This is a genomic window from Caballeronia sp. INML3B, from assembly GCF_023631305.1.
In the GTDB taxonomy this organism is placed as follows: Bacteria; Pseudomonadota; Gammaproteobacteria; order Burkholderiales; family Burkholderiaceae; genus Caballeronia; species Caballeronia turbans.
This window is the reverse complement of the sequence record NZ_JALQDI010000069.1, coordinates 1-9416: the sequence shown is the minus strand read 5'-3', so window position 1 is coordinate 9416 and position 9416 is coordinate 1. Positions and strand designations below refer to the sequence as shown.

The following is a 9416-nucleotide window of genomic DNA, read 5'->3' as shown; positions in this document are numbered from 1 at the left end:
CCCTTGATGTCGGCGCCGCCGTCATCCTTGAGCCACATGTATGCGGGAATTGCCATTTACTACTCCTCTTTGGTACTACAAACTAATGTCTGGGATTCGTTCCCCGGACACCAAGATCCCGAAGCGTAAGCCTCGGGGATTCGACGCGACTACTGCGTGTGCGCAGAGGTCGCACCGTTATCCGGCACGAGCGTGATTTCAACGCGGCGGTTGTGGGCGCGGCCTGCGTCGGTATCGTTCGAAGCGATCGGCCGCGTGTCGCCGTAGCCCTGAATGGCGAACTGGGTGGCAGCGATGCCTGACGCGTCGATGAGCCAGTCGCGAAGCGCCGTCGCGCGCGCGAGCGACAGTTTCAGATTGCTCGCGGAATCACCGACGTTGTCCGTGTAGCCCGCGACGAGAATCCGCTTGTTCGGATGCGCCTTGATCATCTCGAGCGCCCCGACGAGCGTGCGGTTGGAGCCTGGCTTGAGCACCGCCTCGCCGCTATCGAAAAGCGACATGCTATCCAGCGTCACGACGGCGGGCGCAGGCGCGGGCGGCTGATAGCTCGCGATTGCATGGTTCAGCGACGGCAACCAACGGTTGCCTTGATAGAGGCCGAAGCCGAGCCGGACGGGCGCGCCGTCGCGCGCATACCGATCGAGCTCGTCGCGATCCGCGACGAGCTCTTTCAGCGCGTCGCGGTGCGCCGAGTCGTGACCGGCAGATATTGCGGTGAAGCGGTTCAGGTCGGACTCAACCCGCGTGATCAGTTCGGCGTTGTGCTGGCCAGAGCCCCAAAACGAAGCGGCGGTTGCCAACGCGAAGAGCGCAAGGGCATGTCCAATGGCGGCGATGCGCGGCGATACGCGAACGTGCCGTGGCATCGCTTCGATGAGCGGCTGCGGCAGCGGCCACGGCGTGCTCAAGGCGGCCACGACGGGTGGGGCGACGTGCGTGCGGCTTAGCACATCGCGCTCCCAAGGCCGGGACGCGTCGCTTGCCGGACCGCAGTCGATCCAGCCCGCGCCATAAAGCGGCCATGGCTGAGCGGGGTGACGTGGATCGGTGAGCGTGCCGAACACCACTCGTTGCGTCCAGCCGACGATCGAAGCAAGCGCCGCCGCGCGCGCCGCGTGGTACGGGTCGGGGGACTCGCGAACCGTCGTTGTCTCCGCGGTTCGCACGACCGACTCGATTTGCTGCGCGTCAATCGGGGCGATTGCCGACGCGCCGTACCATTGCCAGCGCGCGTTTGCGTCCTCCGGTTCGAGCGCGGTCAAGTGCTGATAGACGGCGACGTAACCCGGAAGACGCGCGCTCGCGATGCGCGATGCGTCGGCGCGCGCCTGGCGCACCAAGCGCAGCTTCTGCGCGAGCGCGTCGGAATCCGCGTGCACTGCCGGAGCGACACACAATACGACGCCGTCCGGCGCCTGACCATCGCGCCATTGCCGCGTGGCGAGCGCAACCTGTGGCAGATCTTGTGGACGATTCACGCGCAGCCAGATTGCGCCGTCACCGACGAACACCAGGCGGTTCGTGCCCGATTGACGGTCGAAGAGGGCAGCAAGCGCATCACCCGTGACGAGTACGAGCGGCATGCGTCGGCGCAGGCTGACAGGAAGCTCTGCCGTGGCCGTGCCAAGCGCCTTGAGCATGTCAGCGCTTTGCTCCCGGGCGCGAGCGAGCCGAACCGTGCGCCAGCCAACGAACACTGCCGCCGCAAGCAAGACGATGGCCGTGCAGGGCCATCGCGACGCTCGGTCTAGGGGTTGCACGAGCCACAGCACGGCCAGCGCGAGCGCGGCCGCGTAGACGGCGAGGGTGCGTGCTGGATATCCCAGCCTCTCAATTGAACTCACGGTGCGGTCACTGAAGATTCAGCCTTGCTTAGAACCGCGGCGCTTCTGGCGTCGAGCGCGACGTGCCAGGTCAGCCACATCGAAACCGCACACACCAGCGCAAGACCGGCGAGCCCCCACGGCGAAAGGCCGTGAAAGAAACGGTAAAACCAGCTTCGCAGGCGCTGGCCGCCTGGTTCGACGTAAAACGACTGCCCGTCTGCGGGACGCAAGCGTGCTAGCAACGTGGATAAAGTACGCATTAGCCCCTGACGCTTCGCCTCGCCCTCGAGCGCATAGCGGCCAGTGAATCCGAGGCCCAGAACGGCGGCGTAGCACTCAAGGAGATCCACATGGGGCGACGCTTCGCGCATGTGCGCTTCGAGCCGGTCGAAAACGAATTCACCAGCGTTATGTTTCTGGAAAAGCGCAACCTGTAGCGGCTCACCCAGCCATGTGTTCTTGTCTGCATCGCGCAAAGAGCGCACGGCCACTTCGTCGAGGAGCGCACACAGTGCGTCGACCGCTTCTCGGCACACTTCCTTGGCATAGCCTCGCTGGTTGAGCGCAGCAGCAAATTGCTCGATCAGCAGGGTGCAATGCTTTCGAAACGGCTCATATATCTCGACCTTTCCGCCGGCAGTCTGCATGGCCACGAGAAGCGACGCGTCGCGTAGCAGGTCGCACATTCCGGGGGGAGCCGGACGCGCAGCATCTATACGTGTAATACCCGACGTGTTCTGAACCAAGGCCCTGCGTGAAGACAATTGACCAACGTCAATCATGAGCGTGTTTCCCATCAACAAGTCGTGTCGGCATCGGCAATCTGACGCCGTGAAAGTGCGATCCGCATAGATGCATAGATGATCGTTGTGTCTATGATTTGCTGTCTATGATGCTGTACAAATTTTATCGTCACGCATACCCTTCTCGAATCCAGACGTTGAAAATGCAGGATAACGAAGCGTTGAGTTGATGAGACGAGCCGTTTCACGATCAATACTGTAACACCTGTTCGAGACACCTCCTGTCTCGAATGTTGCTTTGAAGTGGGCGAATTGAGAGAACTGACCTTGCGTTGTAAAAGAGTGTCCGGATCTGTCGCTGGGGTCGCTCGAACGGGCATGTAGGAAGCCGCAAGGCTGTGCGCAATCAATTGACAAACAACGGTTTTTCGTTCGCCATGGCACGGGTTCGATCCAGATTTGCCCGCCCGTTGGGGCATTTGCGGTGCATGTCGAATCCTGCTAATGTGCCCCAAAGACAGGGCATGCGCGGGCAGCGCACGGCATTCGCTTCTCGCATGTTCTTGAGGAAGTTACAGCAGCGTTGCATCCCAAAATGCGAGGGTGCAGAACATTTCTGATAATAAGGACTATTAATGGATAGCTTCCAGCGCGAGATTCCGAAAAGCCGGGTCTCCATCACCCTTGACCTTCATACTGGCGGCGCACAGAAGAAGATAGAACTGCCGCTCAAACTGCTGGTCGCGGGCGACTTCAGCGCCGGGCGCGAGCAGGCGCCGCTTTCTGAGCGCAAGAAGGTCAACATCGACAAGAACAACTTCGACGCGGTTCTGAGTGATCTCGCGCCGGACCTGAAGTTCGGTGCGGAAAACACGCTCGCGAACGATGGATCCGAACTGGCGGTGAACCTGTCGTTCCGCTCGATGAAGGACTTCGAGCCGGAACAAGTTGCGCGTCAAATTCCTGAACTGCAAGCGCTACTCGCCGTGCGCAATCTGCTGCGCGATCTGAAATCGAACCTGCTCGATAACGGCACGTTCCGCCGCGAGTTCGAGAAGATTCTGAAAAACAAGGAACTCTCCGACAAGCTGCGCAGCGAGCTTTCGCAGATCGCCACGGCGGCGACGCAGCCCGAAGGCCACGCCTGACACGGCTGAATTCAGAGCTGAGTCACACACTGGCTCCCCCAAGGTTCAAACGCGGGTCAAACGACCGCATCGCAGACAGGATAGTTCATGAGCAAAGTAGAAGCCCGTTCGGGCGCCGCGGGTAAGGCCGTCGTACTCGACGCGCCGCAAGAAGCATCGCTTGGTGACAGCGTCTATGCGTCGTTGTGCGGCAAGATCAATTTGAGCCCGGTGTCGCAAGCGCGTCCGCTCGAAGCATTCCGCGACAGCGACACGTTGTCTGAAGCCTCCGCCGACGAGCGCCTCGCGCGCGGTATGAGCGCATTTCTTGACCTCGTCGCGAAGACGAGCAAGCCGGTCGAGCGCCTGGACAAGTCGCTGCTCGATTTCTTCATCGGTCAACTGGATCGCCAGATCAGCAATCAGCTCGACGCGGTGATGCACAACGCAGAATTCCAGGCGTTGGAAGGTCGCTGGCGCGGTCTGAAGATGTTGGTGAGCCGCACCGATTTCCGCAAGAACGCTCGCATCGAAGTGCTGGACGTATCAAAGGACGCGCTGATCCGCGACTTCGACGACGCCCCTGAACTGATCCAGAGCGGTTTGTATCGCCTGACATACATTGAGGAATACGACACGCCGGGCGGCCAGCCGATCAGCGCGCTCGTCAGCGACTTCGAATTCGCCAACTCGCCGCAGGACGTGGCCCTACTGCGCAACATCTCGAAGGTTGCGGCGGCGGCGCATATGCCGTTCATTGGCTCGGTGGGCGCGGCCTTCTTCGGCAAGAAGTCGATGGAAGACGTCGCGGCGATTCAGGACATCGGCAACTACTTCGACCGTGCCGAGTACATCAAGTGGAAGAGCTTCCGCGACACGGACGACGCACGCTACGTCGGCCTCGTGATGCCGCGCGTGCTCGGCCGCCTGCCGTACGGCAAGGACACCACGCCCGTGCGCGCCTTCAACTATGAAGAGCAGGTGAAGGGCCCGGACCATGACCGTTATCTGTGGGTGAATGCGTCGTTCGCATTCGCGGCCAACATGACGCGAAGTTTCGTAAGCAATGGCTGGTGCGTGCAGATCCGCGGTCCGCAAGCGGGCGGCAAGGTGGAAGACCTGCCGGTGCACCTGTACGACCTCGGCACCGGCGTGCAGCCGAAGATCCCGACCCAGGTGCTGATTCCGGAGACGCGCGAATTCGAATTCGCGAACCTCGGCTTCATTCCGCTCTCGTTCTACAAGAATCACGACTTCGCGTGCTTCTTCTCGGCTAACTCGACGCAAAAGCCCGCGCTCTATGAGACGAAGGAAGCGACGGCCAACAGCCGCATCAACGCTCGCCTGCCGTACATCTTCCTGCTCTCGCGCATCGCGCACTATCTGAAGCTGATTCAGCGCGAGAACATCGGCACGACCAAGGATCGTCGTCTGCTCGAACTCGAGTTGAACAACTGGATCAAGGGTCTTGTGACCGAGATGAACGATCCGGGCGACGAGTTGCAAGCGTCGCACCCGCTGCGCGAGGCGAAGGTATTTCGCCGCGAATGACGAGGTCGCGTGGCGCATGGTCAATCGCGGCGTTCCTTTGGCGTCGATTCACGTCGGGGGAATCCCCGTGATGCCGGCCTTCAGCGAGCGTTTCGACCGCGCTGCGTGTGCAGCGTTATACGGTCTGGATCCAACGCGCAAGACGCTCCTGATGATGTCGGGCGGGGAGGGACTCGGAGCACTCGACGTGCTCGCGGCACGTCTGCTCAGCATGGGTGGAGACTTTCAGTTGATCGCGCTGGCGGGACGAAACGAAGCAATGCTCGATGCGCTGCGAAAGCTGGGAGAGGCTCACCCCGGCCGTATGTACGTTTCAGGTTTCACGCCGCACGTGGAGCGCTTGATGGCCTGCTCTGATCTCGTTATCACCAAGCCTGGCGGCTTAACTACATCGGAATGTCTCGCGATGCAAGTACCAATGATCGTCACATCGCCGATTCCCGGCCAGGAAGAGCGCAATGCCGACTACCTGCTCGAACAGGGCGTCGCGATGAAAGCTGTCGATGCGGTAGCTCTCGAATTTCGGGTTCGCGCGTTGCTCAGCGATCCAAACCGACTGAGCGCAATGCGCAGCAGGATCGCCCCGTTGGCACGACCGTACGCGGGACGTTTCGTCATGGATACGGTGCTCGACGCCCTCAAACATACAGTTACAGAGAAAGCTATGAGTTCATGCGTCGTTGTGCCCGGCAAGCGAACGCTGGCGCTCGTTCTCTGGGTCGCCTTATTGGGCTTTTTCTTCGCGAACGTCGAAATACAAATCGAAGGGAGCGCAGGTTGGGCCGCCAATTTGCCCACATGGCGGATCGAGCATCATTGGTTGCTCGACATCTTTTGGGGTGGCAGACCGATGACGGGATATCACGCATGGGTATTTCCGTTCGTCGCACTTTTCTTCCATCTTCCCGCAATATTCTTTGCCCGGTGGTCGTGGCGTATCGAAGCGCGCATTGTCGCGTGCATCATGACGTTCTGGCTCGTCGAGGACTTTCTTTGGTTCGTTCTCAATCCCGCATATGGAATCGCGCGCTTTGATCCTGTCCACGTGCTGTGGCACAAACACTGGGTCGGATTTGCACCCACCGACTACTGGACCATGAGCATCGCTGCGCTCGTGCTGTTCCTGATGTCGCGACAGTGGGAGTCAGGTTCGAGGTGCTCGTCGGATGAATAAGGCTTTCAGCGTGCTTTTCTACGGTGCCGGGCTAACGGTCGTGGCATATGTCGTTGCGGCGAAGACGCTGGGCGAGCCCGTTTCGTTACATTCAAGTGCTCCTGCTGTATCGATGGCAACCACACGTCCGCTCACATGGGCTGAGCCGATGATTTACACGGGCGTCGATAATCTGCACCGCATCACGCCCTCGCTCTATCGCAGCGCGCGAATTTCAGAGGATGACGTGCCGAAATTGCGTGCACTGGGCATTCGCAGAATCATCAGTCTCCGCTCGTTTCATTCGGACGAGGCGGTTCTCGCGGGAAGCGGCATTGTGCAGGAACGCATTCCCATCAATACGTGGAACATCAAGGACGAAGACATGATCGCCGCGCTTAAGGCGCTGCGCGACGTTGATCACGACGGGCCAGTTCTTATCTACTGCCAGCACGGCGCGGATCGAACAGGGCTGGTGTCGGCGCTATACCGCGTGGTGTTTCAGGGATGGACGAAGCGACAGGCTGAGGATGAATTACTGGACGGTGGCTATGGCTTTCATCCCATCTGGGCGAACATCAAACGCTACCTTGAGCAGGTCGATGTCGAATGGTTGAGACGGCAGGTAAAGGGCGCACCACGCGATGCTTGATGCGATTGACCGGTGAAACGTCAGGGTCTTCGAGACTATTTCGAATAATGTTGTGCGTGGCTGTCGCGACCGCACTGCTCTGGTTTATCGCTGCGGCGCTGATTTGCCTGCGAGGGATAACAATGCCGTATGACGACGCTGACGTTGCCGTTGTCTTCGGAAATGCGCTCTTGAATGACGGAACTCCAAAGTCCATTCTGGCGGCAAGACTCGACGCCGCCCTTAAATGTCATCGCGCCGGTCATTGTCCTGTGCTCTTCGTGAGTGGAAGCATCGACGGCCCCGGGCTCAACGAAGCGAGATCGATGCAGACATGGCTGATCAGACATGGCGTGGAACAGGAGGCCATCGTTGTCGATGAGCACGGCGACAACACGCTCGCTTCGGCTCGGAATGCCGTGACCTTTATGCGCGAACATCGGATGACGCGAGTCCTGCTCGTCACGCAGTACTACCACCTTGCGAGAGCTAGCCTCGCGTTTGAGCGGGCGGGCGCGCGTCTCGTGCTGGGCGCATTTCCGCGTGAATTTCGCGTGATCGACGTCTATTCGAGTTGGCGCGAGGTGCCTGCATACGCGGTCTACTTCTTTCGGCTCGCAGCTAACGCGGACGCCAAGCCCGTATCATTTCGACCTGTTCAGTTCCTGATGAGACTCATTTCGAGGCCTGGCTGGTGACTCTCTGCCGGCAATGCAATTCATTCCGGATAACTCGGAAGTATCCCCACACAATAGCAGCGGAGGTCCGCCTTTGTCGTACAGAAATCTGATCGCAGGATTATTGGGAAGTTTGTTCACCGTTTCAGCCGCCTATGCCAGCGCTGACATGTCATGTGACCCGAGCCCACGGCTAAGGGAAAGCGACTATTCATGTGCAGGTGTGCCGTTCTTGAGCCCGAATAACGACACGCGGGTGAACGCGATCTTGCTGATGTCGAGCGACAAGGTGGCAAAGTTCCTGTCGAACCCGCAATCTGTTCCTGCTGAAGAACGGGCAAGCAGTCTAGCAGGCCGTTGAAATATCCGTCGTTGGCGCGCTAAGACGCGTTGCGACGGATGCTGAACTCGCGCTTCTGACATGTATTAGCTGGGACTCGATCTGACAGGTAGTCGGGGTCGATTGAGAGGAAGCGATCAATGGGGAATGAGTTTCTCCTTAGCGAGTTCCAGTGAATCGAGAAAGGTACGCATCGGGGTCTTGCCGTAACACCATCTTCCCTGATGCTCACGTTCATTGTTGTACTGGTCGAGCCACGCATCAAGATCAGTCTGCAGGACGTCGATCGACTCGTAGATCTTCTTGCGGAAGGCCACGCGATAGAACTCGTTGAGCATGGTCTTGTGCAGCCGTTCGACGATCCCGTTGGTCTGCGGCGATTTGGCTTTCGTACGAGTGTGATCGATGTCTTCCACGGCCAGATACAGCTCATATTCGTGATGTTCGGGGTTACCGCAGTATTCCGTGCCCCGATCGGTCAGTACACGCAGCAGCGGGATGCCGAAACTGTCGAAGAACGGAACGACGCGATCGTTAAGCAAATCAGCCGCCGGGGGGGCGTCTTGCGATCGTAGAGCTTCGCGAATGCCACCTTTGAGTAGGTGTCGACAAAGGTCTGCTGATAGATGCGACCCACTCCCTTGAGCGATCCAACGTAGAAGGTGTCCTGCGCTCGGCAGTAGCCTGGACATTCGGACTCGAATTCACCATGTTCTTCCTTCTCGCGCTTGGCACGTTCGAGCGCGACGAGTTGTGCCTCGGTCAGCACCAGACCCTCTTGGGCGGACTTGGCTTCCAACGCCTTCAGGCGCTTGGGCATGGTTTCCAGGTCGTGACGCAGCCAGATGCTACGGACGCCCTGAGGCGACACCGACAGCGCATGCCGCTTAAGCACTTCGTTGGAGATCCGGATCTGACCGTAGGCTGGCAATTCGAGAGCCAGCTCGACTACGGCAGTCTCGATCTGCGGATCCACGCGGTTCTTGAGCAACGGCCGGTGATGAGAAATCTCCTGTAGCGCGGCCTCGCCGCCGCGCTCGTACAGTTCCTTGAACCGGTAGAAGCTGTCGCGCGAATATCCCATCACCCGACAGGCTTGGCTGACGTTGCCAAGCTGCCGCGCCAGTTCGAGCATGCCGACCTTGCCACGGATGACCTTCTGTTCCTGATTCATGGCGGACTCCTTGCTGTTCGCGGCGCGCATTGCCGCTTCGGGCTACACCCTTCGCGCCACTGCGCGCCAGCATGAGAAAACCAACCACTGTCAGATCTAGTCTAGTTCACTGCATCTGACACGCGCAAAAACCCTTGTGAGCGTTCGATGCTGCTCGTGAGTTCACAAAACCGACGCTATCGATTGCTTCC

7 protein-coding genes and 2 pseudogenes are annotated in these 9416 nt (G+C 59.5%); 6 read left to right on the top strand and 3 right to left on the bottom strand.

Going from position 1 to position 9416, the window contains the following annotated elements; translation table 11 throughout:
* Positions 1-149 precede the first annotated feature (149 nt).
* Complete coding sequence (locus NCS58_RS28385) at positions 150-1643, bottom strand: OmpA family protein (protein ID WP_250478061.1); 1494 nt, start codon at positions 1641-1643, stop codon at positions 150-152.
* A 200-nt stretch (positions 1644-1843) separates the two neighbouring features.
* Positions 1844-2626: a DotU family type IV/VI secretion system protein gene (locus NCS58_RS28380; RefSeq protein ID WP_250478060.1), complete on the bottom strand. Its 783-nt coding sequence runs from the start codon at positions 2624-2626 to the stop codon at positions 1844-1846.
* A gap of 581 nt (positions 2627-3207) precedes the next feature.
* Here NCS58_RS28380 and tssB point away from each other — a divergent pair.
* The 6 genes and pseudogenes from tssB to NCS58_RS28350 all read left to right on the top strand — a co-directional run bounded on the left by tssB (position 3208) and on the right by NCS58_RS28350 (position 7732).
* Entirely contained in the window at positions 3208-3720 is a 513-nt protein-coding gene (tssB, locus tag NCS58_RS28375; RefSeq protein WP_250478059.1) for a type VI secretion system contractile sheath small subunit, read from the top strand.
* An 87-nt stretch (positions 3721-3807) separates the two neighbouring features.
* Positions 3808-5250 carry a type VI secretion system contractile sheath large subunit gene (tssC, locus tag NCS58_RS28370; protein WP_250478058.1) on the top strand — a complete coding sequence of 481 codons (1443 nt, stop codon included), beginning with the start codon at positions 3808-3810 and terminating at the stop codon, positions 5248-5250.
* A pseudogene (locus NCS58_RS28365) lies at positions 5234-5881 on the top strand (glycosyltransferase); the annotation flags it as partial. The gene tssC and the pseudogene NCS58_RS28365, both read left to right, overlap by 17 nt.
* A gap of 33 nt (positions 5882-5914) precedes the next feature.
* Positions 5915-6424, top strand: coding sequence for a hypothetical protein (locus NCS58_RS28360; protein WP_250478057.1), 510 nt, complete (start codon positions 5915-5917; stop codon positions 6422-6424).
* On the top strand, positions 6417-7055 hold the full coding sequence (locus tag NCS58_RS28355; protein WP_250478056.1) for a dual specificity protein phosphatase family protein: 639 nt from the start codon (positions 6417-6419) through the stop codon (positions 7053-7055). Before NCS58_RS28360 ends, NCS58_RS28355 begins: the two co-directional genes overlap by 8 nt.
* 47 nt (positions 7056-7102) lie before the next feature.
* Positions 7103-7732: a YdcF family protein gene (locus NCS58_RS28350; protein WP_250478062.1), complete on the top strand. Its 630-nt coding sequence runs from the start codon at positions 7103-7105 to the stop codon at positions 7730-7732.
* A gap of 456 nt (positions 7733-8188) precedes the next feature.
* Here NCS58_RS28350 and NCS58_RS28345 read toward each other — a convergent pair.
* A pseudogene (locus NCS58_RS28345) lies at positions 8189-9225 on the bottom strand (IS481 family transposase).
* Between the last annotated feature and the right edge of the window lie 191 nt (positions 9226-9416).

Bases quoted from the DNA above. Each gene is read 5' to 3' on its own strand.
- NCS58_RS28385 (WP_250478061.1), bottom strand. From the start codon at position 1,643: ATGCTCAAGGCGCTTGGCACGGCCACGGCAGAGCTTCCTGTCAGCCTG.
- NCS58_RS28380 (WP_250478060.1), bottom strand. From the start codon at position 2,626: ATGGGAAACACGCTCATGATTGACGTTGGTCAATTGTCTTCACGCAGG.
- tssB (WP_250478059.1), top strand. From the start codon at position 3,208: ATGGATAGCTTCCAGCGCGAGATTCCGAAAAGCCGGGTCTCCATCACC.
- tssC (WP_250478058.1), top strand. From the start codon at position 3,808: ATGAGCAAAGTAGAAGCCCGTTCGGGCGCCGCGGGTAAGGCCGTCGTA.
- NCS58_RS28360 (WP_250478057.1), top strand. From the start codon at position 5,915: ATGAGTTCATGCGTCGTTGTGCCCGGCAAGCGAACGCTGGCGCTCGTT.
- NCS58_RS28355 (WP_250478056.1), top strand. From the start codon at position 6,417: ATGAATAAGGCTTTCAGCGTGCTTTTCTACGGTGCCGGGCTAACGGTC.
- NCS58_RS28350 (WP_250478062.1), top strand. From the start codon at position 7,103: ATGTTGTGCGTGGCTGTCGCGACCGCACTGCTCTGGTTTATCGCTGCG.